This is a genomic window from Trichocoleus sp. AS-A1 (genome assembly GCF_039962015.1).
In the GTDB taxonomy this organism is placed as follows: domain Bacteria; phylum Cyanobacteriota; class Cyanobacteriia; order Cyanobacteriales; family FACHB-T130; genus FACHB-T130.
Genome location: NZ_JAMPKG010000010.1, coordinates 106,452 through 132,399, shown reverse-complemented (window position 1 = coordinate 132,399; position 25,948 = coordinate 106,452). Strand labels below are relative to the sequence as shown.

26 protein-coding genes are annotated in these 25,948 nt (G+C 46.8%); 18 read left to right on the top strand and 8 right to left on the bottom strand.

Translation table 11 applies throughout. From position 1 onward, the window contains the following. The first annotated feature begins 34 nt into the window (after positions 1–34). The 6 genes from ureA to ureC all read left to right on the top strand — a co-directional run bounded on the left by ureA (position 35) and on the right by ureC (position 4,222). Entirely contained in the window at positions 35–337 is a 303-nt protein-coding gene (gene ureA, locus NC994_RS10035) for an urease subunit gamma (protein ID WP_190440229.1), read from the top strand. Between the two features lie 27 nt (positions 338–364). Continuing rightward, positions 365–922: a DJ-1/PfpI family protein gene (locus tag NC994_RS10030; RefSeq protein WP_190440227.1), complete on the top strand. Its 558-nt coding sequence runs from the start codon at positions 365–367 to the stop codon at positions 920–922. 137 nt (positions 923–1,059) lie between these two features. Continuing rightward, the gene (locus NC994_RS10025) at positions 1,060–1,365 is read left to right on the top strand and encodes an urease subunit beta (RefSeq protein ID WP_190440225.1); all 306 of its coding nucleotides are present in this window, start codon (positions 1,060–1,062) and stop codon (positions 1,363–1,365) included. 20 nt (positions 1,366–1,385) lie between these two features. After that, complete coding sequence (locus NC994_RS10020) at positions 1,386–1,850, top strand: cupin domain-containing protein (RefSeq protein WP_190440207.1); 465 nt, start codon at positions 1,386–1,388, stop codon at positions 1,848–1,850. A 12-nt stretch (positions 1,851–1,862) separates the two neighbouring features. Then, positions 1,863–2,399, top strand: a complete 537-nt coding sequence (locus NC994_RS10015; protein WP_190440310.1) for a DUF1349 domain-containing protein — start codon at positions 1,863–1,865, stop codon at positions 2,397–2,399. A 98-nt stretch (positions 2,400–2,497) separates the two neighbouring features. Continuing rightward, positions 2,498–4,222 carry an urease subunit alpha gene (gene ureC / locus NC994_RS10010; protein ID WP_190440205.1) on the top strand — a complete coding sequence of 575 codons (1,725 nt, stop codon included), beginning with the start codon at positions 2,498–2,500 and terminating at the stop codon, positions 4,220–4,222. Between the two features lie 59 nt (positions 4,223–4,281). Here the strand turns inward: ureC and NC994_RS10005 are convergent, their stop codons facing one another. Continuing rightward, positions 4,282–4,716 carry a hypothetical protein gene (locus tag NC994_RS10005; RefSeq protein ID WP_190426776.1) on the bottom strand — a complete coding sequence of 145 codons (435 nt, stop codon included), beginning with the start codon at positions 4,714–4,716 and terminating at the stop codon, positions 4,282–4,284. A 607-nt stretch (positions 4,717–5,323) separates the two neighbouring features. On the opposite strand from NC994_RS10005, the gene NC994_RS10000 reads away from it, so the two are divergent. Together NC994_RS10000 and NC994_RS09995 are read left to right on the top strand one after the other, a co-directional pair. Then, positions 5,324–6,463, top strand: a complete 1,140-nt coding sequence (locus NC994_RS10000) for a hybrid sensor histidine kinase/response regulator (RefSeq protein WP_190410228.1) — start codon at positions 5,324–5,326, stop codon at positions 6,461–6,463. A gap of 78 nt (positions 6,464–6,541) precedes the next feature. Beyond that, positions 6,542–7,918 (top strand): aldehyde dehydrogenase, encoded by a 1,377-nt coding sequence (locus NC994_RS09995; protein WP_190440203.1) that lies wholly within the window; start codon positions 6,542–6,544, stop codon positions 7,916–7,918. 112 nt (positions 7,919–8,030) lie between these two features. On the opposite strand, the gene NC994_RS09990 is transcribed toward NC994_RS09995, so the two are convergent. The 3 genes from NC994_RS09990 to NC994_RS09980 all read right to left on the bottom strand — a co-directional run bounded on the left by NC994_RS09990 (position 8,031) and on the right by NC994_RS09980 (position 10,020). Then, positions 8,031–8,624, bottom strand: a complete 594-nt coding sequence (locus tag NC994_RS09990) for a sulfite oxidase-like oxidoreductase (RefSeq protein ID WP_190440199.1) — start codon at positions 8,622–8,624, stop codon at positions 8,031–8,033. A gap of 124 nt (positions 8,625–8,748) precedes the next feature. Continuing rightward, positions 8,749–8,922: a 50S ribosomal protein L32 gene (gene rpmF / locus NC994_RS09985; RefSeq protein WP_190410231.1), complete on the bottom strand. Its 174-nt coding sequence runs from the start codon at positions 8,920–8,922 to the stop codon at positions 8,749–8,751. Between the two features lie 165 nt (positions 8,923–9,087). After that, a complete protein-coding gene (locus tag NC994_RS09980; protein ID WP_190440198.1) occupies positions 9,088–10,020 on the bottom strand; it encodes a hypothetical protein in 933 nt (310 codons plus the stop codon). A gap of 170 nt (positions 10,021–10,190) precedes the next feature. Here NC994_RS09980 and NC994_RS09975 point away from each other — a divergent pair, with 170 nt between their 5' ends. After that, a complete protein-coding gene (locus NC994_RS09975) occupies positions 10,191–10,739 on the top strand; it encodes a DUF2808 domain-containing protein (protein ID WP_190440196.1) in 549 nt (182 codons plus the stop codon). A 168-nt stretch (positions 10,740–10,907) separates the two neighbouring features. After that, entirely contained in the window at positions 10,908–12,530 is a 1,623-nt protein-coding gene (locus tag NC994_RS09970) for a DUF1565 domain-containing protein (RefSeq protein WP_190440193.1), read from the top strand. Between the two features lie 82 nt (positions 12,531–12,612). Here NC994_RS09970 and NC994_RS09965 read toward each other — a convergent pair whose 3' ends face one another. Beyond that, the gene (locus NC994_RS09965; RefSeq protein WP_190440190.1) at positions 12,613–14,244 is read right to left on the bottom strand and encodes a chemotaxis protein CheB; all 1,632 of its coding nucleotides are present in this window, start codon (positions 14,242–14,244) and stop codon (positions 12,613–12,615) included. A gap of 567 nt (positions 14,245–14,811) precedes the next feature. Here NC994_RS09965 and NC994_RS09960 point away from each other — a divergent pair. Next, positions 14,812–15,993 carry a GNAT family N-acetyltransferase gene (locus NC994_RS09960; RefSeq protein ID WP_190426850.1) on the top strand — a complete coding sequence of 394 codons (1,182 nt, stop codon included), beginning with the start codon at positions 14,812–14,814 and terminating at the stop codon, positions 15,991–15,993. Between the two features lie 110 nt (positions 15,994–16,103). After that, positions 16,104–16,487: a DUF4346 domain-containing protein gene (locus NC994_RS09955; protein ID WP_190410237.1), complete on the top strand. Its 384-nt coding sequence runs from the start codon at positions 16,104–16,106 to the stop codon at positions 16,485–16,487. On the opposite strand, the gene NC994_RS09950 is transcribed toward NC994_RS09955, so the two are convergent. Further along, on the bottom strand, positions 16,484–17,209 hold the full coding sequence (locus NC994_RS09950; RefSeq protein ID WP_190440189.1) for a TPM domain-containing protein: 726 nt from the start codon (positions 17,207–17,209) through the stop codon (positions 16,484–16,486). The genes NC994_RS09955 and NC994_RS09950 overlap by 4 nt on opposite strands. A 176-nt stretch (positions 17,210–17,385) precedes the next feature. Here NC994_RS09950 and NC994_RS09945 point away from each other — a divergent pair, with 176 nt between their 5' ends. Continuing rightward, positions 17,386–17,625 (top strand): hypothetical protein, encoded by a 240-nt coding sequence (locus NC994_RS09945; protein WP_190410239.1) that lies wholly within the window; start codon positions 17,386–17,388, stop codon positions 17,623–17,625. 399 nt (positions 17,626–18,024) lie between these two features. Next, positions 18,025–19,014 (top strand): pentapeptide repeat-containing protein, encoded by a 990-nt coding sequence (locus tag NC994_RS09940; RefSeq protein WP_190410240.1) that lies wholly within the window; start codon positions 18,025–18,027, stop codon positions 19,012–19,014. A 289-nt stretch (positions 19,015–19,303) separates the two neighbouring features. Here the strand turns inward: NC994_RS09940 and NC994_RS09935 are convergent, their stop codons facing one another. Both NC994_RS09935 and NC994_RS09930 read right to left on the bottom strand, forming a co-directional pair. Further along, on the bottom strand, positions 19,304–19,633 hold the full coding sequence (locus NC994_RS09935; RefSeq protein ID WP_190410241.1) for a DUF3140 domain-containing protein: 330 nt from the start codon (positions 19,631–19,633) through the stop codon (positions 19,304–19,306). Between the two features lie 9 nt (positions 19,634–19,642). Continuing rightward, positions 19,643–19,855 (bottom strand): DUF2945 domain-containing protein, encoded by a 213-nt coding sequence (locus NC994_RS09930; RefSeq protein WP_190410242.1) that lies wholly within the window; start codon positions 19,853–19,855, stop codon positions 19,643–19,645. A 776-nt stretch (positions 19,856–20,631) separates the two neighbouring features. Between NC994_RS09930 and NC994_RS09925 the strand changes: the two genes are divergently transcribed. From NC994_RS09925 to NC994_RS09910, 4 genes are all read left to right on the top strand, one after another. Continuing rightward, complete coding sequence (locus tag NC994_RS09925; RefSeq protein WP_190440186.1) at positions 20,632–22,089, top strand: heme peroxidase family protein; 1,458 nt, start codon at positions 20,632–20,634, stop codon at positions 22,087–22,089. 364 nt (positions 22,090–22,453) lie between these two features. Further along, positions 22,454–23,911, top strand: coding sequence for a sensor histidine kinase (locus NC994_RS09920; RefSeq protein WP_190430038.1), 1,458 nt, complete (start codon positions 22,454–22,456; stop codon positions 23,909–23,911). Beyond that, complete coding sequence (locus tag NC994_RS09915; protein WP_190410245.1) at positions 23,904–24,350, top strand: response regulator; 447 nt, start codon at positions 23,904–23,906, stop codon at positions 24,348–24,350. The genes NC994_RS09920 and NC994_RS09915 overlap by 8 nt, the downstream gene beginning before the upstream one ends. Positions 24,351–24,358: 8 nt before the next feature. Then, positions 24,359–25,906 (top strand): ATP-binding protein, encoded by a 1,548-nt coding sequence (locus NC994_RS09910; RefSeq protein WP_190440183.1) that lies wholly within the window; start codon positions 24,359–24,361, stop codon positions 25,904–25,906. The last annotated feature ends 42 nt before the right edge of the window (positions 25,907–25,948 follow it).

The following is a 25,948-nucleotide window of genomic DNA, read 5'->3' as shown; positions in this document are numbered from 1 at the left end:
CATAGAGAACACGAAAGAATGTAAGAGGTTATCAATGCAACTGACGCCACAGGAAAAAGATAAGCTGTTGATTTTTACGGCGGCACTATTAGCGGAACGCCGCAAGGGAAGAGGTTTAAAACTGAATTACCCAGAAGCGATCGCTTATATTTCCGCTGCTATTCTGGAAGGCGCTAGAGATGGACGTACCGTTGCCGATTTAATGAGTTATGGGACAACCCTACTGTCACGGGAAGAAGTCATGGAAGGTGTGCCAGAGATGGTGCATGAAGTGCAGGTAGAAGCTACATTCCCCGATGGTACAAAACTGGTTACAGTTCACAACCCAATTCGTTAGATAATCCCGTAGCTTGAAGGATTGTTTATGAAAGTTGCATTCATCATTTACACGGGAATGACCGCTTTAGATTTTATTGGAGTTTACGATCCCGTTACTCGTCTCAAGACAATGAATTTTATATCCGATTTGGAATGGGATATTTGTGCCTATTCTCAAGAAGTCAGCGATAACGCTGGACTTCGTTTTACTCCGAACAAAGTAGGTGAATCTCTCCAACCCTACGACATGATTATCGTACCCGGTGGAATTGGCACCCGAAACTTAGTTGACGATCCTGAGTTAATGACATGGCTGAAAACCTCAGCAACTTGCAAGTTCAAAGTTTCTGTGTGTACGGGTTCTTTACTACTCGGCGTAGCGGGATTTTTACAAGGGAAAACAGCAACAACCCATCCCAATGCTTTCCAAGACCTTCAAAAATATTGTAATTCTGTCGTAAACAAAAGAGTTGTCGATGAAGGTGACGTAATTACCGCCAGAGGAGTTACTTCGGCAATTGATTTAGGTTTATATCTTTGTGAAAAGTTCGCCGGATACGAGATTAAAGAGAAAATCCGTCAGCAAATGGATTATCAGACATGATCTTACAAAAATAAGGTAACTATGAGCAATTTACGGAGCGAATTATACTCAGCTTTTTACGACACCGATCCGGTTCCTATGGTTGAATTTATACAGTAGTTAGCCATTTTTATAAAAACCTAAAAGAGGAAGTTGAAATGATTCCTGGAGAAATGATTGTACAAGGAGGGGAAATAGAACTCAATGTGGGTCGTCCTAGTATAAAAGTGCAAGTAGCAAATACAGGCGATCGCCCGATTCAAGTTGGTTCTCATTTCCACTTCTATGAGGTGAACGAATCTTTAGATTTTGATAGAGAACAAGCAAAGGGAATGCGCCTGAATATTCCAGCAGGCACGGCGGTACGTTTTGAACCTGGAGATGAAAAGGAAGTCGAATTAGTGCCTTTTGTTGGTAGCCGTCAAGTGTATGGATTCAATGGCAAAATAAATAGTTCGCTATAGCAATCAATGAGGATAATTAAATGACTTTACCAATACAAGAAATCGTACTAGCGCCAGGAGAAGGCAAGCACCTTACTATTGGTAACAGCGAAGCTACATTTAAAGCGGTTGGTGCCGATACTTACGGAAACTTAGGGCTGTTTGAGTTTAGCCTAGAACCAGATGGGACGGGGGCGCAACCACATATCCATCGTCAGATGGAGGAGATGTTTTATGTCCTAGAAGGAGAAGTGGAAATCCTCGTCGGGGATAGAACAGTACAAGGACAACCAGGGGCATTTGTACTTGTCCCTCGCGGTACACCTCACGGGTTCGCTAACCGCAGCACAAAGCCAGCAAAGCTGTTAATAATGTTTTGTCCGGGAGGGGAACGCGAAAAGTATTTTGAGGGACTGGCTGAACTGATGAAAGACGGGCAAAAACCAGATCGGGAAGCTTTGCTTGAGTTAATGCGGAGATTTGACCAGGAACCAGTGGAAATTTAGAAAAAGATGGCGATGGAATGGTATAACGAACCGCCGATTTGGAACGTCCAAGGCAATACAATTACTATCACATCCGCTGGAAAAACTGATTTTTGGCGAGAGACTCACTACGGCTTCATTCGAGATAACGGTCACTTTTTTTATCAACCAGCGAACAGAGACTTCATGGTTGAGGTGAAAGTTAGCGGTGAGTATCGAGATCTGTACGATCAAGCCGGATTGATGCTGCGTTTGGATGAGGCGAATTGGTTAAAATGTGGCATTGAATTTGTCGAAGGTGTACAACAAGTCAGCGCTGTGGTAACAAGAGATTACTCGGATTGGTCTGTTGTCCCACTGCCAGATAACCCGGCTTCACTTTGGATGCGCGTACATCGACGCGGCACCGCTGTAGAGGTTCAATACTCTCTAGATGGCATTCAGTACACAATGCTTCGCCTTGGCTATCTCACCCCGGCTGAGACAGTAAATGTGGGGGTGATGTGCGCTTCTCCAGAGGGAAATGGCTTCTCAATGAAATTTGAGGGATTCAAAATTAATCGCTTGTAGCCCAAAAAACGCCAAGAATAACCCGAAACTCTGCGTACCTTTGCGCTAATCTTTGCGTACCTTTGCGTTAAAAATACACCACTCTAGAGGAGTCAAGGATGAGTTACAGAATGGATCGTCGCGCTTACGCCGAAACCTATGGCCCGACAGTCGGCGATCGCGTTCGTCTTGCTGACACCGAATTATTCATCGAAGTCGAACAAGACTTCACGACCTACGGCGATGAAGTGAAATTCGGTGGTGGCAAAGTCATCCGGGATGGTATGGGACAATCCCCCATTTCTAATGCCGACGGTGCTGTCGATCTGGTGATTACCAACGCCTTAATCCTCGACTGGTGGGGGATTGTCAAAGCCGATATTGGCATTAAAGATGGCAAAATTTTCAAAATTGGTAAAGCGGGAAATCCCTACATTCAAGACAAGGTAGAGATTATTATTGGCCCTGGAACCGAGGTCGTTGCCGGAGAAGGGATGATTCTCACCGCAGGCGGGATTGACAGCCACATTCACTTTATTTGTCCGCAACAGATAGAAGTCGCGATCGCATCCGGCATCACCACCATGATCGGCGGTGGTACTGGCCCTGCTACGGGTACAAATGCGACCACTTGCACTCCTGGCCCGTGGAATATGTACCGGATGCTGCAAGCCGCTGACGCCTTCCCGGTAAATCTAGGCTTCTTGGGGAAAGGGAATAGCAGCCAACCCCAAGGACTAATCGAACAAGTCTTAGCCGGGGCGATAGGTTTAAAACTGCACGAAGACTGGGGCACCACACCCGCGACGATTGATACTTGCTTGAACGTTGCGGATAATTATGATGTGCAGGTAGCCATTCATACCGATACCTTGAACGAAGCCGGTTTTGTAGAAACTACCATCGCCGCCTTTAAGAATCGCGTTATTCACACTTACCACACCGAGGGAGCCGGTGGAGGTCACGCGCCGGACATTATCAAAGTATGCGGCGAAGCGAACGTCCTGCCCTCTTCCACCAACCCGACGCGCCCTTATACCGTCAATACCCTAGACGAACACCTGGATATGCTGATGGTGTGTCATCACCTCGACCCCAGTATTGCCGAAGATGTCGCCTTTGCCGAGTCGCGAATTCGCCGGGAAACCATTGCCGCTGAAGATATCCTGCACGACTTGGGCGCATTCAGCATGATTTCCTCTGATTCTCAGGCAATGGGGCGGGTAGGCGAGGTAATCATTCGCACCTGGCAAACGGCACACAAAATGAAAGTGCAGCGGGGAAACCTCTCCCCATTGCTACCAGGAGAGGGGCAAGAAAGGGCAGATAATTTCCGGGCAAAGCGCTACGTTGCAAAATATACAATCAATCCAGCCATTACCCACGGTATTTCTCAGTATGTTGGTTCCGTAGAAGTGGGGAAATTGGCAGATTTGTGCCTCTGGCGTCCGGCATTTTTTGGCGTCAAGCCAGAGATAGTCATCAAAGGAGGTGCGATCGCTTACGCTCAAATGGGCGATGCCAACGCTAGTATCCCCACACCGCAACCAGTGCATATGCGCCCAATGTTCGGCAGTTTTGGAGGCGCGATCGCTGCCACTTCTCTAGCTTTTATTTCCCAAGCGGCACTCGAACAAGAGATTCCCAGCCAGCTTAAGCTACAAAAGCCAGCAGTTGCCGTCAGCGGTACGCGGCAGCTCAGTAAGCGAGACATGAAATTAAACGATGCCCTGCCTCACATGGAAGTAAATCCGGAAACTTACGAAGTGCGAGCCGATGGGGAATTGCTGACTTGCGAACCGGCAACCGTTCTCCCATTAGCACAACGCTACTTTTTATTCTGATTAAATTGGTAGTAGAGAAGCGATTAACTTGCTAGAGATGCAACTAATCGCTTCTCTACTTATCTATTTTTCAAAACTAATACCCCTTCCGGATTCACCTCGTATTGTGCCCCCACATAACCAGTGCGGTCATACAGAATTTGGTGAATGTGTTGGTCTAGTTTTGCTTCATCAGAAATTTGAGGTCGATAATATTCTTTGATTTGCTCCTCGATGCCCATCACCTCAAGACGGTCGTGAAGTGCTGCGGGTTCTCCTGCTAAATAAGCATTTCGTGCCGCATCATCGCTCAAGAAGCTCATCAAGATTGGCAACGGAACCCCGCCAATCGTCATCCTGCCACTGCTCAGCAGTAGCACCCCTAGAAAGATAGATAAAAGTATAGAAAAGTAGATGCCCGCGATCAGTTTTACAGGAACTTTAGGCGAAGGACGATAATCAGGGCGTTGTTGTTTGCGAATGGTTCGACTAGATTCAGGTGCTAAGCGACCCATACTTTCCAACTTTGAATCTGCTCTTCATTGATGACTGAAATTGGGGGGGTTGGTCAATCTATCCTGAGGCGTAAAAATTTAAACAGAGGGAAACAACGCAGTCAACATAGAACGCAGACCGCCAAGTAGCGGAGAGTTTAAAGCGATCGCTTCCACGTCCATCCTGTAGATAAAGCTGTCTCATTACCAACCACTCAAATTTCTATCTTGAGCGCGATCGCCCAAAAGACCTCTTTTACCTATCCATCCGCACGAGGAAATTGACTTCGCTACTGCTTATCTTTCCCGTTTTGCTTAATTTATAGATGTAAATAAACTAGATATCTGCGATTTTTTCTTTCCAGCAATGAGCAGCCAGATGTATCAGATGACAGAAAAGTATGACCGTCATCCTAAAGGTTTATAATTAATTTTCTGTTGCTAAGGTCGTTTAGCTAGTCCAGACACTGGATAGAAGCCAAAGAAGCAAAGATTCGGTAAAGATCCCCAACAATCCTTCTGTAGAATGAGGCAAAATGATACCTTAGGCGTAAAGAATGTTACGTGATGCACGATTAATTTACAAAAATTAATTTCAATAAACTTGAGTTGTTAACCTATCGCTTCCATGAAGAATCATTCGAGTCTCAATCAACCTTCTAAAACTGACCGCATTCTCGTTGTGGATGATTCTCCCGATAACTTGTTTTTGGTTCAAACCATTTTAGAAGAAGAGGGATATCAAATTACCTTGGCGGAAAATGGTCGTTCTGCCTTAAACGAGATTGAACAATCTCCACCAGACTTGGTCTTGTTGGATGTGATGATGCCGGGGATGGATGGATATGAAGTCACGAGGCGAGTCCGTGATAATACTAAGTTGCCATTTATCCCGATTTTACTGATCACAGCCCACGATCACGCCAGCGTGGTAGAGGGATTAGATACCGGAGCAGATGATTTTATTCGCAAGCCAGTGCAAGTTGACGAATTGCTGGCGCGGGTGCGATCGCTTCTGCGGCTCAAGCATAGTGTGGACGAACGCGATCAAATTGCCCGTCAGCGAGAAGATTTCGTTTCCTGGCTCACCCACGACTTGCGGACGCCGATCGTCGCCGCAGAGCGGATGCTGGCTTTATTTAGGCAAGGAGCCTTAGGAGAACTCTCGCCAGGAATGCAAGAAGCGATCGCTACAATGGATCGCAGCAACCGCAACTTGCTAGCGATGGTGAATACTTTATTAGAAGTCTATCGCTATGAAGCCGGTCGTAAAACCCTGAGCTTCTCACCAATTGACCTGCGGAAACTACTTCAGGAAGTAGTTCAAGAACTTTCTCCCTTAGCAGAGGAAAAGAATCTCACCCTGAAGCTGGATTTAGGGGACAGCGCCGACAATCATCCGCTTGATTTCAAAGTAGTCGGCGATCGCATGGAAATACATCGGGTTCTAACGAACTTAATCGGAAATGCTATCAAATTTACAGATAACGGTTCAGTTGCTGTCCATGCGTCGGTAGGCTCCCATACAAGTAACTCCGCGAATCCTGCCATCGTTATTGACGTTAACGACACAGGTCCTGGTATCACCCTAGAAGACCAGAAAGTTTTATTTGAGCGATTTCGCCAAGGGAACCACAAGCGTTCTGGCAGCGGTTTAGGGCTGCATCTATCGCGTAGAATTGTGGAAGCTCATCAAGGTGAAATAGAAGTCAAATCCGAGTTGGGTAAAGGTAGTTTATTTAGAGTTCGCTTGCCTGCTCAAATATGAAATTTTACTGTTGGATTTTAAATTTTGGATTTCAAAGGGTATAGAGTCTAAAATTTAAAATCCAACATTGGAGAAAAAATGCTAGTACCACCAAAAGTTAGTAACATCGTATCTCAGCAAAAAACGTTTTTTGCAACCGGAAAAACTAAAGACATATCGTTTAGAATTCAACATTTAAAGCTTTTAAAAAGAGCATTATTAGAGAATGAAGCCGCTATTTTTAAGGCTTTGCAAACCGACCTAAACAAATCAGTGTTTGAAGCTGCTTTATCAGAAATAGGAGTTTGCTTAGAGGAGATTAATTATGCTTTAAAAAATATTAATATTTGGACAAAACCGAAAAAAATAAAGGCACCGATTACCCAATTTTTAGGCTCAGCTCAGCTTTATTCGGAACCATTGGGTGTAGTTCTTATTGTCGGAGCTTGGAACTATCCCTTGCAGCTACTAATTTCGCCTCTCGTGGGTGCGATCGCAGCCGGTAACTGTGCGATTTTAAAACCTTCAGAAATAGCTGCAAATACATCCCATCTGTTAGCTGAGATTATCCCTAAATACTTTAATCCTGAAGTAGTGGCTGTTGTAGAAGGCGGTATTGAAACTAGCCAACAGTTACTCGAAGAAAAGTTTGACTATATCTTTTTTACAGGCGGCAGCGAAGTTGGAAAAATTGTTATGGCGGCAGCAGCCAAACATCTGACGCCCGTTACCCTGGAATTGGGCGGCAAAAGTCCTTGTATTGTAGATGCCGATACTCATCTGGAATACACTGCGAAAAGGATTGTTTGGGGTAAATTCATGAATGCAGGTCAAACTTGTATTGCCCCAGATTATCTTTTAGTAGATAAAAGAATTAAAAGAGATTTGCTCGCACAAATCAAAAATTGTATTCACGATTTTTATGGGGATGAACCGGAAAAAAGCCCTGATTATGGCAGAATTATTAATCAAAAACACTTTAACCGTCTTTGTAAATATCTAGATGGGGATGTTTTGATTGGTGGAGAGACTAATCCATCTGAGCGATACATTGCTCCTACCGTCATCGATCGCGTGGGCTGGGAAGATCCAGTCATGCAAGAAGAAATCTTTGGTCCAATTCTGCCAGTCCTAGAATATACAGAGTTGAACGAAGCGATCGCGCTTGTCAACGCCAAACCGAAACCCTTAGCCCTCTACTTCTTCTCGAAAGACAAACAAAAGCAACAAACCGTCTTGCAACAAACCTCTTCAGGCGGTGTTTGCATCAACGATACCGTTATGCAGGTTGGTGTCCTAGATTTACCCTTCGGTGGCGTCGGAGAGAGCGGCATCGGTCGTTATCACGGCAAGGCAAGTTTTGAGACATTTTCCCATCAAAAAAGCGTACTCAACAAATCTTTTCTCGTTGATATGAAGTTGAGATACGCTCCCTATAAAGACAAGCTCAAGATCCTGAAGTGGCTGATGAAATAATTAGTTAAGAGGAAAAAGTTTTAAATTGTAGAGGCGCGATTTATTGCGTCTGAGTTTTGAATTAAAGAATTCTTTTATAACTCAAAACTCAAAACTCTCTTTTCCTACTCCTTTAATAGCTATATCGCTCTTCTGCCCACGGTTCTCCCCGCCGGTGGTAGCCATTGCGCTCCCAAAAACCCGATTCCTCTTGCGGGAGAAATTCTAAGCCGTTAATCCATTTGGCGCTTTTCCAGGCATAAAGGTGAGGGACAACTAGCCGCATCGGCCCGCCATGTTCCGCTGGTAGGGGTTCCCCAAATAGAGTGTGAGCAAAAAAGTTTTCTTCTCGCAGAAAGTCTTCTAAAGGAATATTCGTGGTGTAGTCGCCGTAGCAGTGTTCCATAACATGAACGGCTTTCGGGTCAACTTCCACCAGCTTCATAAAGTCTGTCACCTTAACGCCAGTCCACTGCACGTCGAGTTTAGACCAGCGGGTGACGCAATGGAAATCGGCAGTAAAGTTATGTTGGGGCAGAGCCATAAAATCTGCCAAGCTGAAAGTCTTTTCGGTTGCCAAACCCCAGACGCGAAATTGCCAGTTGTCAGTATCGATCTGCGGAGTGTTGCCGTAGGTCAGCACCGGGAAGCCTTTCGTCAGATATTGACCGGGAGGAACCCGTTCGCTCTGCTCCGATTCTGGTTTTTTGAAAAATTTTCCTAGCATGAGTCTAGTAGAGATGGCGTTTTGTGTACTCTAATTCTTAATATGCACTTATATCCAAAAAAATAGCGCCCAAAGGCGCTCGGAAATTCTAGGAGGCTGAGACGAAAAGCAACCTCTAGGATAATTATTCTTCTTCGGCTTCTTCTTCCTGGGTTGGATACACAAACTTAGAACGCCCAGTCAGAATCGATTTGCCCAAAGACAGAGCTTTCTGAGCTTGAATTGTCGCCTTGTGCTTCCAGGTGGCTTTGCGCTTATCGCGCTTGGATTTTGATGTTTTCTTCTTAGGAACCGCCATGATCGTAACTCCAGCAATCGTTTACAGCCTTCCTATTCTAAGAGATCCCTTGACCAGTTCAATCTAGTCGGGCGAATTTCTCGACTGTCTCACCCTTGTTCGTTCCCGATGAGGCACTGAGCAGAGAGGTGTGCGCGGTGGTTCACACGCTGATTTGGGCGGTTTTTATCGCCCCTGTCCGGTGGTTCCCGTTCCAGTGGTTGGCGTAGTGGGATTGGGAATGTTCTCTGTTGGATTGGGAATGTTTTCTGTTGGATTGGGAATCGTTTCCGTGGGATTTACATTACCGCCAGGAAATGCTGGTGAAGAGGGAATCGTTGGCGAGGTGGGAGCAGTTGGTGCATTTGGTGCAGTTGGGGCTGCGGTTCCGGGTGCCTGGTTCTGAGGAGTACCGGGGGCTGCGGGAGCGGCTGTTCCCGGTGTCTGGTTCTGAGGAGTCCCTGTAGGCGCTCCGGGCGCGACATCCCTAATGTTACCGGGCACTGCGGTTGGTGGGGGAGGTGTAGCAGGTGCCCCCTGTGCTGGTGCTGGGGGGGGTTCGGCAGTAGCGGGGACGGGCTGATCGGAAGGCATCACGTCATCGACAAAACCGAGTAAAGACTTGGTATTGGGGAAGTAGGTTGCCCAGCGGGGGGTATCGGGGCGGCTTCTCCAGGCTCCGCGAGTTACTTTTAAAGAAAGAATCGGCGCGATCGCTCCCTGATTTTGCCCCAGAATCATCACCGCAACGTCAGTCACTAAAATGTCGCGATCGAAGCTGCGCTGCGCCGCCGCCCTAGCCACTACCTCGGCTCTGCGGACAAAACCTTCGTAAGTTTCTGCTGGCTGACGAACCAAGGCAACTTCAGAGCGAGCAGTGTAAGCTTGGGCAATCTGCGGTATAAAAGCAGCCGTTGCCAGCCAAGTTGCTCCCCCACAACCAAGCAATGTCACTAAACTAATGGGTGCAATTCGCTTGTGAGCAAAAGACTTCATCAAATTAGCAGTCCTCTGACTCCACCCTCTCCCTTGAAACTCGATTGCTGATAAAACCTTCAAACCATCAGAACCCGATTCGTGCATAGTTGCCACCCGGTTTTTGCCCCGCCCTAGAATCACCGATTTTAGCCTTCCTACTTTAAAGATAATGCCCAACAAAAATGTAGTTCATCTACATCATGGCTGAGAATTACCTCCCACTGTAGAGGGATTTTGCCATAGATCACGACAAAATTAAATTCAAAATAGTTCCGAGTAAATGAATCTTTTCTTGTCTTTGGTACTTGGCTATGCGTTCTTTTTTAGTTTTCAGCTCAACCCTAGCGGTAATAGCTAGCATTTGGGGAGTCTTGAGTCCTTCATCTAGGGCGATTCAGCTAGCAGATGGAACTGTTTCCTTTGAAAAACCGCCTCGCTTAATAGATGCTACGGCTACCTTTGACCGGATTAATGTCTGGGGAGCTACCTATTATTTCACCGTCAGTCTGCCAGAAAATGCTGGTGAACCGCTTGGGCAAGTGACGATTACCCAAAACGAGGGATTAGAGATAATTCGATTTAAACTTAACGACAGCGAAGCATTTGTAGGGAAGCCTGGAAACAAAGGCAAGAAGTTAGGGCTGGGAAAAGTCATAAGAGATAGCCAGACAAACACCATTTCAGTCATGTTTGATCCTCCCGTACCTCCAGGTAAAACCGTTACGATTGGTCTCGATCCGGTACGTAACCCCTTCAGTAGCGGCGTATATCTGTTCCGAATCAAAGCTTTTCCAGCCGGAGAGAAAGCTTACGGTTTAGATTTGGGAGTAGGACGCCTGCACTTCTATTCGCCCTTTTAAAAGCTTGTCTTTCTCTTAACCATCATTGCCGAATTTTCCGGATAGGCTCTTATAGGGGATGTAGCCGTCTGAATTGCTTGCATAAAACAAGTAAATTTGCAAGCGATCGCTACTCTGGTTGCAGATTTTTGTTGCCACACCTCCGAATTACTCTGTTTCAATATCACTATGGCTCAAACTTTTTTTATCAATCCAACGACCGGAAATGATAGCGCTGCTGGCAGCCAGTCAGCGCCGTTTAAAACGATTACCAAAGCTCTCCAACAAGCACAATCTAATACGACCATTCAACTGGCAGTCGGGAACTACAATGCAGCCAGCGGTGAAGTCTTTCCCCTCAAGGTGCCGGCTGGGGTCAAGGTTGTGGGGAATGAAGCCAATAAAGGCAGTGGCATCTTGATTGAAGGAAGTGGAACCTACAGTAGCCCCAACTCTTCTGGCGGTCAAAATGTGACGGTCAGTTTAGCCAATAATGCTCAACTCCGGGGCGTAACTGCGACCAACCTGGCTACACGCGGAACTGCTGTCTGGATAGAATCGAATGGCTCCACGGTTGCCAATTGTACCTTTACTAATAGCAAGCGCGAGGGAGTCTTTGTGACGGGTGATGGCAACCCGGTCATCACCAATAATGTATTTACTAAAAATCTGGGCAATGGCATCTCGCTAGCAGGAAATGCCAAAGGCGAAATTCGAGGCAATACTTGCCAAAATACGGGTTATGGCATGAGCATTGCGGATAGTGCCTCTCCATTGGTGGTAGATAACCAAATTTCAGGCAACCGATCTGGGATTGTCATCTCTGGAAATGCACGTCCCAAGCTGCGGAATAATCTGAGCGAACGAAACTCTGATGATGGTGTGACGGTGATTGGAAATGCCTTACCGGATCTGGGCAGTGCCACCGAAGCAGGAAAAAATATCCTGCGCTACAACACTAAATTTGATTTACAAAATAGCAGCTCAAACCAGCTGGTTGTGGCGGGAAATCAAATGAATCCCGACAAAGTAAAGGGAAGCGTAAACTTGCTCGACAATCAGCTTCCTCCTACTGATACGGCTGGCGGTGGCGGTGGTAGTGGCGGTGGTAGTGGCGGTGGTAGTGGCGGTGGTAGTGGCGGTGGTAGTGGCGGTGGCGGTGGCGGTGGTAGTGGCGGTGGCAGTGGCAGTGGCGGTGGCGGTGGCAGTGGTGGTGGCGGTGGCTCTCCAGTCCTTGAGCTAACCGATATTAAAGGTCATTGGGCTGAGACTTTTATTCAGGAATTAGTGAAGCAAGAGATTATCAGCGGTTTTCCTGACAAAACCTTCAGACCCGATGCCAGTCTGACGCGAGCGCAATATGCTGCCTTATTGACAAAAGCCTTTACCCCACCTGCCAAACGAGAAGCGATCGCTTTCAAAGATGTGGCAAACAGTTTCTGGGGTTACGCTGCGATTCAACAAGCCTATCGCGGTGAATTTCTCTCTGGGTTCCCCGATAAAACCTTCAAACCGAACGACAATGTCCAGCGCGTCCAAGTGATTGTCTCCTTGGTGAATGGACTAAAGTTAACCGGGGGCGCTGTCACCGCGTTAAACTTCTTCGATGACCGCACGGGCATTCCTGACTATGCCAAGGACGAGGTCGCAACAGCCGCCCAAAAGCAGCTGGTTGTCAATCATCCAACGCTCAAAAAACTTAACCCCACCCGCGATGCAACGCGGGCGGAAGTAGCGGCAATCGTTTATCAAGCCTTGGTGAATGCTAACCGAGTCTCAGCTATCAACTCACCCTATATCGTGACGGCTTGATCAAGGCTGGAACTGCTTCACCTTGATTAAATGTTTCGACCGCCTTTAGGGGCGAACAGTTGTTCGCCTCTACTTCTCAAATCTACACTGGAGAAACCACGAGATTTACGAGGGTAGACCCGATCTCGTGGAGGGGGAGAACGAAATTTACACTTCCCGTCTCAATGGCGGCGCGAGGCATCTCAAAAAATTCCGATGTACTTTCATCTTGGGCGATCGCTAATCCACCCATCTTATGAATTGCCTGCACCCCGGTTGCACCATCGCTGCCAATTCCAGAGAGAATAACCGCGATCGCCCGTTCTTTAAAACTCGCCGCCAGTGACTGCAATAGCAAGTCAGCAGAGGGGCGTGCAAAGTCCACGAGTACCGCCCCAGACAGGCAAAAAGTTCCCTCCGGGGTGACGAGTAGATGCTGATTTGGAGGAGCCACGTAGACCATCCCCGGTTTTAATAGCTCTCCTTCTTGTGCCTGCTTGAGTGGCAAGGTCGTAGGGCGATTTAAAGCGTCGGTTATCAAACTGGAGGCAGACTGAATGTCGGGTTTTTGCACCACAATAATCGCTGCCGGAAAGTCCGGGGGGAAGGCAGGCAGGATGTGGCTTAAGGCTCTCAGCCCCCCCTCAGATGCCGCCAGCACCACTACTTTGAAAGGGGAGTCCGGATTTCCATTTCCGTCTGCACTCTCGCCTGATTCCTCACTCTCGGCTAGCCGTACTGTCGCAGGCAATTGACCTTGGAAAAGCCCCTGCCGGATGAAATCAGAGCGTTGTTCCGCTTCTTTAGCTTTTGCTTCATAACGCTGTGCTGACAAGGTTTTGTTGCGATCGCGCGAATACTTCGCCATCTTATACATCAGCTCCGCACGCTCTTCTAGAGAACGGATTGCGGCCCACAGCGCCTCCTCCTGAGCCTGAGACTGCCCCGCTACCAGAGTCTCTGCTGAATAAGCGTGCCCCACGCGACAGCGGTACTGGAGCAATCCTCTCTCATTCAGTTGGAACAAACTCCCGCCACAATCTGGACAAGTAAAGCTTGAGTGGGTTCCAGGCTTTCCCCGTTCCCGTAAAGCGGCTCCATCCACTTCCACAATATCGGTATCCGTATCAAATTCGCTTTCGCTAGACACAGTGCTGGCTCCTTCCTCTGCCACAGTTTCATGGGCTAGACGCACTAAAGCAGGGGCGATTGACGACAGCGGCAGGATAAAATCAACATCTGCGTGTTCGATGGCGCTCTTTGGCATCCCTGAGAAAAAAGCGTCCGTTGGGTCTTGAACGACTGCCACGCCCCCTTGCCGCTTTAAATCGATCAGTCCCGCCGTGCCATCGTCGAGGGTACCCGACAATACCACCCCGACTACCCGGCGTTTATACGCCCTCCCTGCGGTGCGAAACAGGGGATCGACTGCCGGACGAGCGTTGTTCTCTTTTGGCCCCTGCACCAAGCGGATATATCCGCGCTTCACCAGCAGGTGATAATCTGGCGGTGCTACATAGATTCGCCCATACTCAATCTTCTCATTGTTTTTAGCATGGTCTGCGTGCAAGGAACCATTCAAAAGCTGCGGCAGAATACTCTTACCCCACGCTGGAAAGTGAACGACGACGAAAATCGCAGCCGGAAGATCCGACGGCAAATCAGCGACCAATTGAGTCAAGGCTTCTACCCCCCCGGCGGAAGCTCCAATAACGATAATGTCGTGACCAGGCATTTGCCTCTCCTGATGGAACACTGCGGAAAAATCCATCCGATTGATGGAATGGGGTGAAAACTCTGCTCAATTAGTGATGATTGTACTTACGGCGGTTTTAGCTGAATTTCTACAAGGAAAATGTGCTTGGCGAGAAGCTCTATCCTTCTCTCGCCAAGCATCTTCTTAAGAGAACCACTATTTTCTGCCTTTCCTGTAAAGCTTGCAAGGCAGTGGAATTTTTAAAGCTTTGGCTTACTTATAACTAATGTAACTACTCGTGTTGCACCCATCTTCTAGCTGGAGAATGAGTCCAGTATGAACTTCATAAGTGACCATAAATACAAAAAGCCTTGATGATTTACAGCACTAGAAGCTTGGTACTAGCGGCTGCTTTTTATTAAATTGCGTCTTGAATCAGCCAGCAGACGTTGCTGCGGATTCAAAATAAATAATTTATAAGTTTTTGCACAAGCGATCGCCTTCTGTTTCTTTCTCTTTGATGAGATCGGGAAAGTTCCATTACCCTAGAAGAGGCTTTCTCATCCAGTCTGAGTCGCAATCAACGCTCTACCCCCGATTTCTGAAATGGTGGAACAACTGAAACCCCGCTATTCTGTTGCTTGGATTAATAAAATCGCTGAAGTGCCCCAAGCCGAGTGGGACGCGATCGCTCTGCCGTTGAAAACGCCTTTCCTAGAATGGGATTGGCTCAACAATATGGAAACTTCTGGTAGCGTCGGCGCTAAAACGGGTTGGCTACCCACTCACCTAACGATATGGCGAGACAGGCAGCTAATTGGGGCTGCACCGCTTTATCTGAAAGGGCATAGTTATGGTGAATTTGTATTTGACCATCAGTGGGCAGATTTAGCTCAACGCTTAGGGGTGCAATACTATCCAAAATTGCTGGGAATGTCTCCGATGACCCCAGCGGAAGGCTATCGCTTCTTAATTGCCCCTGGCGAAGATGAGGATGAGCTAACCGAGCTAATGGTGGAGGCGATTGACCATTTTTGTCAAAAAAATCGGATTAGTGGCTGTCATTTCCTCTATGTAGACCCCGAATGGCGACCGATTCTGGAACGACACGGTTTTACGCCGTGGCTGCACCATAGTTTCATTTGGCAAAATACGGGCTTTAATACGTTTGATGACTACCTGGGCGCGTTTAACGCGAATCAGCGCCGTAACATCAAACGGGAACGCAAGGCGGTAGAAAAAGCCGGTTTGCAAATCAGAACCCTCACGGGTGATGAGATTCCAAAGCCGCTGTTTTCGTTAATGTATGACTTCTACGCCGATACGTGCGACAAGTTTGGCTGGTGGGGAAGTAAGTATTTAACTCGGCGATTTTTTGAACAGTTGTATCCCCAGTATCGTCATCGAGTGTTATTTGTTGCCGCCTACGACGAGGAGAATGACCTGCACCCCATCGGAATGTCTTTTTGCCTTACCAAGGGCGAGCAACTATATGGGCGTTATTGGGGTAGCTACCAGGACATTGACTGTCTGCATTTTAATGCCTGCTACTACGCACCAATTGAGTGGGCGATCGCGCATGGCATCCAAAGCTTCGACCCCGGTGCAGGTGGGCGTCATAAAAAACGTCGCGGTTTCCCAGCTACTTCCAACTACAGTATGCATCGATTCTATAATCCGCGTTTGGGTCAAGTTCTGCGGACTCACATCCATCAAATCAACGAAATGGAGCAACTGGAAATTGATGCAATTAACCAAGAGTTACCTTTTGCCCAGCGCGATGAATAAAACAACCTTAAGAGGCACGAAAGCTCTGGAGAAATAGAGGAACGAACTAAACTTGAGATAGGCTGTAAGCCTGTTTACAGTGTCGATTGTTTAGAAATCTCTTGATTTTTATGCCTCAAACTGCTCAAGATTTAGCTGCCATTGATGACCAGCTTTCCAAACGTTATATTCACCTCGATCCGGCTGGATATTTCATCATTTACCTGGATCGGGAAGCGGGGCTAATTTGCGCTAAACATTTCACGAATATCATTAACGAACGCGGTTTAGCAGTCGATCCCGAAACTGGCAAACCCATCCCGGTGCGAGGCAAGGTAGAACGTACCCACACCGCTGTCTATAGTGGCAGAACAGCTAAAGAGCTTTGCATAAAAATTTTTGAGCAAACTCAGTCCGCCCCACTCACCATGCTGGATCATGCCGCTTATTTGGGGCGCGAATTTGTCAGGGCTGAGTTTGCTCTAATTAACGGGCAGGAGTACGTTCAAGACTAGCCGGAGAAGCCTTGATAGAAAAAGTAAGTCACCATTGGAATGACAGTGGCAGCGAGCAGTAAGCCAACCACCCAGATAGTCGCGTTGCCAGTGTCGGTTTCTTCTGCCTTTTTAAAGGTTCTTTCGACGTTAACCGTATCTTTGACTTCCGGCGGACCTGGGTCTGGCTCACCTGTTAGTACGGCAATTAAGCGATCGCCTGCATCCGAAAAAGCTTGATTGTATTTGTCGCCTTCCCGCAGTGGCACCAGCACGGTTTCTTCGGCAATGCTCTTGGCGATATCATTGCTCAAGATAGACTTTACCTTTTCACCTGTGCGAATCGCAGTGTTGTTCGTAACGCTATCAATCACCAGTAAAATTTGATTCGCTTGCGCTTCTGGCGTGGGAAACCATTTTTCAAACAACTGATTGGTAAAACTTTCCACTGTTTCGCCATAATCGAGGTGGCGGATGGTCACAAATCGGACTTGATTGCCTGTGTCGTTGGCTAATTTATCCAACTCGGTGTTAATTTGACCTTCAGTAAGGCGACTGAGAATTTCAGCTTTATCGAGAATCCAGTTGCGATCGCCTGCTGCTAAATTGGGAATTTGATAAACGCCTGTAGCATTTACTGGCGCTGCGATTAGCTGAGTAGCCAGAACCATCAGGGCAATGGCTACTATCAAGCGCGTCTGGAATTTTATTCGGCGAAAGACTTGAGTGAGGAATTGTCTCATTGGATGAAATGACAAAAATGAATTTTTTCAAAAAATACTACACAAACTCCCCGAAAACTCACTTTCGGTGAAGCGAACGTGTTAGTTTTTAAAAATAGCCTTTTTTCGGTTATATCGAAAGTGAGCGCGATAGGTTAGCAAAATAATCAATAAAATCGCTCTGGGTGGTATCAGCTATGAGTTCACCAGAAATTTACAGGGGTTGGCTAATTGAAGCACGACCAGTATTCTGCGTTCAGGTTTGGAGTGCTGGTGGAGAATGCCTGATTCCCGTCCATAATGCCAAAACCGAGGCAGAAGCACTGGAGTTGGCGAAGCGTTGGATCGACCTGCAAACAGCACCAGAAAATCCTCAGCCCAACTCGTTCGATCCATTTTCCAATGAGATTGACTACGACGATGATATTCCGTTTTGAGCGATCGCATCCTTTGAGTAATCTCATCGCACTGACGCGAGCCTAGAAATAAATTTCGACGAGAAGCTAAAGTAAGCTTTAGCTTACTGGTAAGCGGTTGAACCCGTTTCAACGGATGTTAGCTTTTAGCCCATTTAGTTCGGGGCTGTAGTCCGCGACTTGCTCTTGGCAATGGAAAGAGAGCGATCGCATCTAGAGTGGCAAAACTCGGTTCGCTTCAGTAAAGAGAATTGAGCCACTAACAATGCGATCGCATTGTCTTAATTTTTATGTAAAAAAATTCATAAAATTTAAACTACTTAAATCAAAAAATGATCCAAAAGTTAATGCATTTTTGGCGATATATTTGGGAACTCTAAAAATAGACAAGTTATCTGTAAGCGAATCTGGAGAAACCCTATGGATTCACAAGAACTGAAACAGCGCTATGAAGAAGGACAAAGAGATTTTAGCGGCGAAAATCTTATAGGGATAAACCTGGAAAGAGCCAATCTATCCGGGTCAGACTTTTCAGGAGCCTATCTATCAGCGGCAAACCTTAGTCGCGCAGTCCTAATCGGAGCAAACTTCAGTGGAGCCTGCCTGCATCGAGCCGATTTGAGTTTTGCCAAAGTCAACGAAGCACGATTCATCGAGACAGACTTGACAAAAGCCAACTTAAGAGGAGCTGTCCTCGTTAAGTCGGTGCTGGTCGGAGCAAAACTAAGTGGTGCAATCCTAACATCAGTAAATCTGCGTTTGTCAAACTTGCGCGGAGTTAACCTGTGCGGTTCGGACCTGCGGGGGATAAACTTGCGGTCGGCTAACTTGGTGGATGCTAACCTAAGTTGGGCAAATCTGAGTGGAGCCAGATTGAGCGGCGCATTGCTGCGAGGAACGATACTCAACGGCGTACACCTGAGAGGAGCTTACTTAAATGGCGTCGATCTCAATGGCATAGACTTGGATGGCGTCAACCTCAGCGAGACCAAACTGAATGGAGCGAATCTGAGTGGTGCCAACCTAGCAGCCACAAATCTGTCTGAAGCCCAGATGCGTGTAACGATTCTATCTAGAGCAAATTTGCACGCATCCAATCTAAATCACTCCTCACTTGCCAAAGCAGACTTATGTGAAGCCAACTTAAGTAAGGCAGACTTGAGTCAAGCCAATTTGAGTGAAGCTGACATGACGGGAGCAAACCTAAATATGGCAAGCTTGCGTGAAGCCAACCTAAGTGAAGCAAGTTTGCGGGGAGCCTATTTGTGGGGAGCTAACTTGAATGTGGCAGAAATGCGTGGAGCCGACTTGACTGGTGCTAGCCTACGGGGAGCCTACCTGGAAGACTCTGATTGGCAACAAGCAATCTTAACGGGTGCAATCCTCCCTGATGGCACAGTCCACGAATAAGTTATCTGGCGGGCATCCTGGGCGATACTTCTACCATTTGTATCTGTGGCTACAACATGAACTAAAGGGTAATTGGTAATTGTTTTCTCGTTACAGCTCATGAGCATTTATTTGTAGCAGGCATTTATAGAAAAAATGGTTTTAACACTCGAAGCGATACGCGCTAAGCGTATCGCTGCAATTCTATGTCGGTGCTGTTAATTGTAGGTTCTCGTTTCCAGGCGTAAGAAACGAGAAATTTTTTTGGGAAATTGGAGAGAGTTTTTGCAATTTCTTGGTAAAACTACAGTTACTTGAGCGGATCGTGACCCCAATTCATCAGTGAGTAGCGCCAGCGCGTGTGTTCTATATCGCCTGACGGCTGCTGTGCGCTGTGGCGGTGGACGTAACTAATCACTTTCTTAAGGTGCGATATATCATCTTCGCTGTACTCATCCTTCTTCTTGTGCAACAGCTCGATGATACGCTTACCAGATTTGTGACCTGTTGATTCTTCCTCTCCATCCTTCTGCCCAACAGCTTTAGAATCTTCAGTTTTAAGCCAGGACTCAAGTTCCTGCGGAGTCATGTTAACAACGCTGTGAAACTCGTCGATGGCTGATTTCACATCATTATTCATAATTCAGCATTACTCCTCTTTCTTGAGGGATTCAGGCTTGTGAGCAGCTTCTTTCCCAGTTTTTTCGCTTTCAACTAGATATTCAGGATTATCTTTGGATGCGGCGACGTGGTGTCCTTTGATATCTGTGGGTGAAGTGAGTTTTTTCTTCACAGTGCCGCTGGTTTCACCTTGTGAGGTCTTCCATGTAACCTTGTCGCCTTTCTTCAATTGATCGCTCAAAGTTTGACTCCTGCTTAATATTTCTTTATCTACTAACTGTCACATTATGGTGGCTGATTTCCAGGGAGTAATCAGTCTGGTTGCAGATTAGCCGCCCGAAGTTTGCTACCACAAATATGCCTTTTGTAAGTGGTTGATTACTAGGAAACTGATTAGTTAATTGCAGAGTAAATTGAGCGATCGCAAGTGCGCCTAGAGGCAAGTACAGCTCAATACATTAGTTCGTACTTAAATTTACCTGGTAGCGATCGCGCCCAATTGCTTGATTTTGCTAGCACAATATTAAAAATTTTTCAAGTCGCCCAATCGACTGACACCCAACTGAGTTACCAAAAATAAGCTACTGGCAAGAAACTTTCAGCAAAGGTTATATCTGTAAAGCAAAGAGATTTGGCTGGCAACCTGAAAATTAGTATCGGCTGCGAGCAGTACCATCTTCTTTTACGATTGCCGATTTAAATTGCCGAAATTAATTACTGTCTAATTTTTCACAATCTGCAATTTTAAATCGTCTAACTAGATACCAGTTTCATAAATCCCCTTTTTTTAAATTACTGATAAGTAGGGTAAATTCCAAATTTATTTTGAGGAATCCGAATTTTGCGACCTCTTCCTAAATCGATAATCAGAGCGAGATTTTTCAAAAAACTTAGGCGATTAGAAACACTGAAAATTCAATTTTGTGGAATCTGGACGCAAGAAAAACAGAAATTTCGATCGAGGTAGAGGTCAAAACCAGCGCCACATAAAACGGTAATCAACAAGGAGGAAACATAATGACTAGACACGGACAACTCTATCTAAGAGACCAAGTTCCACCTCGTTCCACTGCTTACGATCAAGGAAAATTTGGTCGGCTATTCCCGTCCTTACCTCCCTTTGCTAGCGACTCCAAATCAGTGCGCCAGAGGCTGATGGAGCTTGGGAAACCAGGCGGTTTGATGGATGCAAAAGACGATTTAAACGCAACAGACCCCGTACCTGGAAGTCCTAGCAACACCGATAACCCCAATATGACCGCAGGGTTCACTTTTTTGGGGCAGTTTCTAGATCATGATATGACCTTCGATTCCACCTCTAGCCTTGAGCGACAAAATGACCCGGAATCTATTGAAAATTTCCGAACGCCTTTCTTAGAGCTAGATAACGTTTATGGTTCGGGTCGTGCAGCCAGTCCTCACTTGTATGACAAAACAACGGGAGGCATCAAGTTCCTGATTGAGAAATTGGGTGGGGAAGGGTCGAAGGACGATCTCCCTCGAAATAGCCAAAATATAGCGCTCATCGGCGACCCAAGGAATGATGAGAACACGATTATTTCTCAGATGCAATTGGCATTTCTGAAATTCCACAATCATGTTGTGGATTACGTCATCGATAGTGGAATCAAAGATCCGAATGATGCATTCACCGAGGCACAGAAGCTAGTTCGCTGGCACTACCAGTGGATTATCGTGCATGAGTTCCTGCCCACAACCGTAGGACAGGATTTGGTGGATGACATTCTGAAAAAAGGTCGGCGGTTCTACAACTGGCGCAACCAGCCATTTATCCCAGTTGAGTTCTCGGTCGCTGCCTATCGCTTCGGTCACAGCCAAGTCAGACCGGGATACATCGCCAATCATGGCACTCAGGATATGCCAGAGTTTAGGGCACCAATTTTCAATTTCAGTTTAGACCCTAATCTTTGTGACCCGGATGACCTGCGCGGTGGGAAACGCGCACCCCGACGATTTGTTGACTGGGATACCTTCTTTGATTTCAAAAACGGAAAAGTCAAGCCCAACAAAAAGATCGATCCTAAACTCTCAAGTGCATTATTCACGCTGCCTTTTCCAGCACCCGGTTTGCCAGGACAAGAAGAGCCAATCCGGTCGCTGGCGCAGCGCAATCTGCTGCGTCACCTCACCTTCAGCTTGCCGTCTGGTCAGGATGTAGCCAGAGCGATGGAAATCGAGCCTCTGAGTCCATCCGATCTGCGCGACCTCAAAGATTTGGGATTCGACAAGCGAACACCCTTGTGGTTCTATATTTTGAAGGAAGCGGAGCTGAGAGCGCAAGGCAAGACACTGGGGCCTGTCGGCGGACGCATTGTTGCGGAGGTGTTCATCGGTCTGCTACAAGGCGATCGCAAATCCTATCTTCGGCAAGACCCCAAGTGGAAGCCAGTTTTAGGGCAAAAGCACGACTTCAAGATGGTTGACTTGTTAAAGTTTGCGGGACTTGCTCCATAAGGAACGACTGAGTGCGGAACGGCTAATTTTTGGGTACGCGATCGCGCTTGTGCGTGCTGCCAATCTCTCACAAGCTACGCACGCAAGCAAAATCTATTCTCCACTAAGAGATAAGCGGTTGGATGAAAATCTGCCCGCTTTTTTCTGTAGCAAGGTTTAGCGATTCGCGTCCGGCTTGTTCCCTAAGTGGGTGTTGTTCAAATGAATCTATCGACTGCTAGATTTTTTTTAGTTGTTTATAGTATTTCTAGGTCATCTTCATCTGCTCAAAGAGATTGAGCCTTCGTTGGGACGGAAACTCAGTCGCTCCCTATTCCCAGCGTTGCCAATTGCACTAGTCAATCGCTCGAAAGAAAAAACAGGCATGAAAGAACCATCAGAAAAAATGGTTAGCGGTGGATTTACTCTGGCGCTGCTTTTGTTGTTTGGCGTCGGTGTCACTTTCTCCTGGAGCGTCCAAAGGCTGTTGAATAACTCTAGATGGGTAGATCACACTTATCAAGTCCGGGAAGAGATCGAGCATACCCTTTCGGGAATCAACAGTGCCGAAAAAGCAAGGCGAGGCTACATCATCACGGGACAAGACACTTACCTGATCAATTACCGGCAGGGCATTCAAGAAAGTAACCGGGGCTTCACAACCCTTCGGACATTAACGGCTGATAACCCTCTCCAACAGCAGAGGCTCGCTCTCCTCGAACCTCTGATTGCCGAAAAACTGAAGGGGCTGCAAGAATCCATTGAGCTGCGACAGCGGAATTTAGGAGAAGACAGGAACGCTCAAATTGCCTTTACAGATAGGAACTCAGCGATATACGAGAAAATTAAAGAGCTACTGGCTGCAATGCAAAAAGAAGAGCAAATGTTATTGCAGCGTCGCGCAGCGGCAACAAATAGAAGCGTTCGTTATACCATTCTGGTTGTTTGTATTGGCGGTTTGTTGAGTTTCAGCCTACTGATTGCGATTTACTTTCTGTTGCGAAAGCAAATTCGCGATCGCATCCTAGCAACCGAAAAACTTGCTCAGACAAACGCTGCTTTAGAAACTGAGATTGCGGAACGGTTAGAAGCAGAGCGGAAATTAGAGCAACTCACAACCAACTTGCAGCGCTCCAATCGAGAACTAGAGCAGTTTGCTTATGTAGCTTCCCATGATTTGCAAGAGCCATTACGGGCAGTGTCAGGTTATACCCAACTGTTAGTGCAGGAGTATCAAAACAGTCTGGATGAGTCTGCACAGGAATATATGGCTTATGTAATAGACGGTGCAACGCGGATGCAGCAGTTGATTCAAGACTTGCTCGCCTATTCCCGCGTCAGCACTCGAACTCAAGCGTTTGTCTCCATTGATGGGGAGAAGGTGTTGCTTCAGGCGATAAACAATTTGCAAGTCGCGATCGCAGAAAGTAACGCCACCATCACCCACGACCCTCTGCCCCAAGTAAACGGTGACAAAACCCAATGGCTCCAGTTATTTCAAAATTTAATCGCCAACGCCATTAAGTTCCGCCGTGAGGAACCGCCCCAAGTTCACATTACAGCGGAGTTAAAAGATCGGGAATGGCTTTTTTCGGTACGTGATAATGGAATTGGTATCAAGCCACAGTATCTCGATCGCATTTTTGAGATATTCAAGCGTCTTCATACCCGTCGAGAGTTTCCTGGTACTGGCATTGGTCTGGCTATGTGCAAAAAAATTGTCGAGCGTCACGGTGGAAGCATCTGGGCCGAATCGCAACCAGGAGTAGGAACGACATTTTACTTTACCATTCCCCTCACGCCTGACCCTTCACTCTTAGAAGCCACGAACTCGCATGAATAGCCGCTATACCTTCCGATCCGTGGAAATTTTGCTGATTGAAGACTCTCCCAGCGATGCGAATTTAACCATCCGAGAATTTAAAAAAGCTAAGATTGCTAACAACCTGCACTGGGTTGAATATGGCGAGGCGGGAATGGAATTTCTGCGACAGGAAGGTGAATATGCCAATGCTCCACGTCCAGACCTGATTTTACTCGATCTCAATTTACCAGGGATGGATGGGCGAGAAGTCCTCATGGAAGTCAAATCAGACCCCGATCTTAAACGTATCCCAGTTGTCGTTCTCACCACCTCAGCCGATGAAGAGGATGTACTTAAGTCTTATAACCTCAGTGCCAACTGCTACGTAACGAAGCCGGTTGATATGCAGCAATTTATTCGGATTGTGCAATTGATCAATGATTTCTGGCTGGCAGCAGTAAGACTCCCACTAGAGTAACCCCAGTTATGTACAAAACGCCGATTCAAGTCCTCCTAGTGGAAGATAGCCCCAGCGATGCCAACTTGCTACGCCAACTGTTCTCGCGCTCAAATCAGGAGGGATGGCAATTAGTACACGTTGAGCGGCTGGGCGACGCAATTGATGCTTGTAGCGCTGATTCCTGGGATGTTGCTTTATTGGATCTTTCTCTTCCTGACTCGGATGGATTGGACACAGTAGCACAATTCCGGATAGCTGCACCAGATATCCCCATTGTGGTGCTGACCGGGTTTGATGATGAGGAACTTGCCCTACAAGCGGTGGCAACAGGGGCACAGGATTATCTCGTCAAAAATCAAATTACAATGCAATTGCTAGTGCGGACGATCCGCTACGCCATTGAACGCGGACAAATTCTCAAGCAGCTGCACGAAAGCGAACGACGCTTCCGAGGGATTTTTGAACAGACATTTCAATTAATGGGGTTGTTGACACCAGAAGGAAAGATCCTGGAAGTTAACCAAACAGTTCTTAACTTCAGCGGTCTTCAATTAGAAGATTATGTTGGTCACTTGATCTGGCAGACAAAATGTTGGAGTTATTGCCAGGAAAGCCAGGATTGGTTGAAAAATGCGATCGCCTACGCCGCGAACGGTCATTTTGTCCGCCATGAGATCCAGGTACAGGGCGAATTGAATGTGATGCTGTGGATTGATTTTTCCTTAAAGCCCTTGACGGACGAAACGGGGAAAGTGGTGTTGCTGATTGTGGAAGGCAGAGATATTAGCGATCGCAAACTCGCAATGACAGAAATCCTCAAAGCCCTGGAACAGGAACGAGAACTCAACCAACTCAAATCAAACTTCGTTTCCATCGTTTCCCATGAGTTCCGCACTCCCATGACGACAATTCGGATGTCTGCGGAGTTACTTCGAGCCTACAATCAGAGCTTAACCGAACAGAAGAGAAATGAATACTTCGAGCGGATTGAAGGTGCCATCGGCAATATGCTCCACCTATTAGATGAGGTATTGATCTTGGGTCAAACTCAGGCAGGTGGACTTCAGTTTAAACCCGCACGACTCGATTTAGAAAAATTTTGCTGGGATCTCACAGCAACTTTACAAGCTTGTGCTACTAGACAGCACAACATTATCTTTACCTGTCAAGGGAAACCCCCCCAAGTTGAAATGGATGAAGTCTTGCTGCGGCATATCTTCACTAATTTACTTTCCAACGCGATTAAGTATTCTCCCCAAGGTGGCAATATCTACTTTGATTTAGTTTTCCAAAATGGAGAAGCTACTTTCCGCTTAAAAGATGAAGGAATTGGTATTCCTTTAAAAGATCAACAACGTCTGTTTGAAACCTTCCATCGCTGTAGCAATGTGGGACCAATTCAAGGAACCGGATTAGGTCTTTCCATTGCCAAAATGTGTGTAGATTTACATCGGGGAGAGATTCAAGTAGAAAGTGAAGTCGGTATTGGAACAACATTTATCGTCACGTTGCCATTCAATCACTCACCGGGACGGGTTCCTCCACAGGAACGCCATTTACATCACCAATCTTAGGGAATTTGAAAAAATTTTGCTTGACATTTCGAGCCTCCACCC

Bases quoted from the DNA above. Each gene is read 5' to 3' on its own strand.
- NC994_RS10005 (WP_190426776.1), bottom strand. From the start codon at position 4,716: ATGGGTCGCTTAGCACCTGAATCTAGTCGAACCATTCGCAAACAACAA.
- NC994_RS09940 (WP_190410240.1), top strand. From the start codon at position 18,025: ATGGATTCACAAGAACTGAAACAGCGCTATGAAGAAGGACAAAGAGAT.
- NC994_RS09920 (WP_190430038.1), top strand. From the start codon at position 22,454: ATGAAAGAACCATCAGAAAAAATGGTTAGCGGTGGATTTACTCTGGCG.
- ureA (WP_190440229.1), top strand. From the start codon at position 35: ATGCAACTGACGCCACAGGAAAAAGATAAGCTGTTGATTTTTACGGCG.
- NC994_RS09970 (WP_190440193.1), top strand. From the start codon at position 10,908: ATGGCTCAAACTTTTTTTATCAATCCAACGACCGGAAATGATAGCGCT.
- NC994_RS09975 (WP_190440196.1), top strand. From the start codon at position 10,191: ATGCGTTCTTTTTTAGTTTTCAGCTCAACCCTAGCGGTAATAGCTAGC.
- NC994_RS09910 (WP_190440183.1), top strand. From the start codon at position 24,359: ATGTACAAAACGCCGATTCAAGTCCTCCTAGTGGAAGATAGCCCCAGC.
- NC994_RS10030 (WP_190440227.1), top strand. From the start codon at position 365: ATGAAAGTTGCATTCATCATTTACACGGGAATGACCGCTTTAGATTTT.
- NC994_RS09935 (WP_190410241.1), bottom strand. From the start codon at position 19,633: ATGAATAATGATGTGAAATCAGCCATCGACGAGTTTCACAGCGTTGTT.
- NC994_RS09995 (WP_190440203.1), top strand. From the start codon at position 6,542: ATGCTAGTACCACCAAAAGTTAGTAACATCGTATCTCAGCAAAAAACG.
- NC994_RS09950 (WP_190440189.1), bottom strand. From the start codon at position 17,209: ATGAGACAATTCCTCACTCAAGTCTTTCGCCGAATAAAATTCCAGACG.
- NC994_RS09925 (WP_190440186.1), top strand. From the start codon at position 20,632: ATGACTAGACACGGACAACTCTATCTAAGAGACCAAGTTCCACCTCGT.
- NC994_RS10020 (WP_190440207.1), top strand. From the start codon at position 1,386: ATGACTTTACCAATACAAGAAATCGTACTAGCGCCAGGAGAAGGCAAG.
- NC994_RS10025 (WP_190440225.1), top strand. From the start codon at position 1,060: ATGATTCCTGGAGAAATGATTGTACAAGGAGGGGAAATAGAACTCAAT.
- NC994_RS10000 (WP_190410228.1), top strand. From the start codon at position 5,324: ATGAAGAATCATTCGAGTCTCAATCAACCTTCTAAAACTGACCGCATT.
- NC994_RS09915 (WP_190410245.1), top strand. From the start codon at position 23,904: ATGAATAGCCGCTATACCTTCCGATCCGTGGAAATTTTGCTGATTGAA.
- rpmF (WP_190410231.1), bottom strand. From the start codon at position 8,922: ATGGCGGTTCCTAAGAAGAAAACATCAAAATCCAAGCGCGATAAGCGC.
- NC994_RS10015 (WP_190440310.1), top strand. From the start codon at position 1,863: ATGGAATGGTATAACGAACCGCCGATTTGGAACGTCCAAGGCAATACA.
- ureC (WP_190440205.1), top strand. From the start codon at position 2,498: ATGAGTTACAGAATGGATCGTCGCGCTTACGCCGAAACCTATGGCCCG.
- NC994_RS09990 (WP_190440199.1), bottom strand. From the start codon at position 8,624: ATGCTAGGAAAATTTTTCAAAAAACCAGAATCGGAGCAGAGCGAACGG.
- NC994_RS09945 (WP_190410239.1), top strand. From the start codon at position 17,386: ATGAGTTCACCAGAAATTTACAGGGGTTGGCTAATTGAAGCACGACCA.
- NC994_RS09960 (WP_190426850.1), top strand. From the start codon at position 14,812: ATGGTGGAACAACTGAAACCCCGCTATTCTGTTGCTTGGATTAATAAA.
- NC994_RS09965 (WP_190440190.1), bottom strand. From the start codon at position 14,244: ATGCCTGGTCACGACATTATCGTTATTGGAGCTTCCGCCGGGGGGGTA.
- NC994_RS09955 (WP_190410237.1), top strand. From the start codon at position 16,104: ATGCCTCAAACTGCTCAAGATTTAGCTGCCATTGATGACCAGCTTTCC.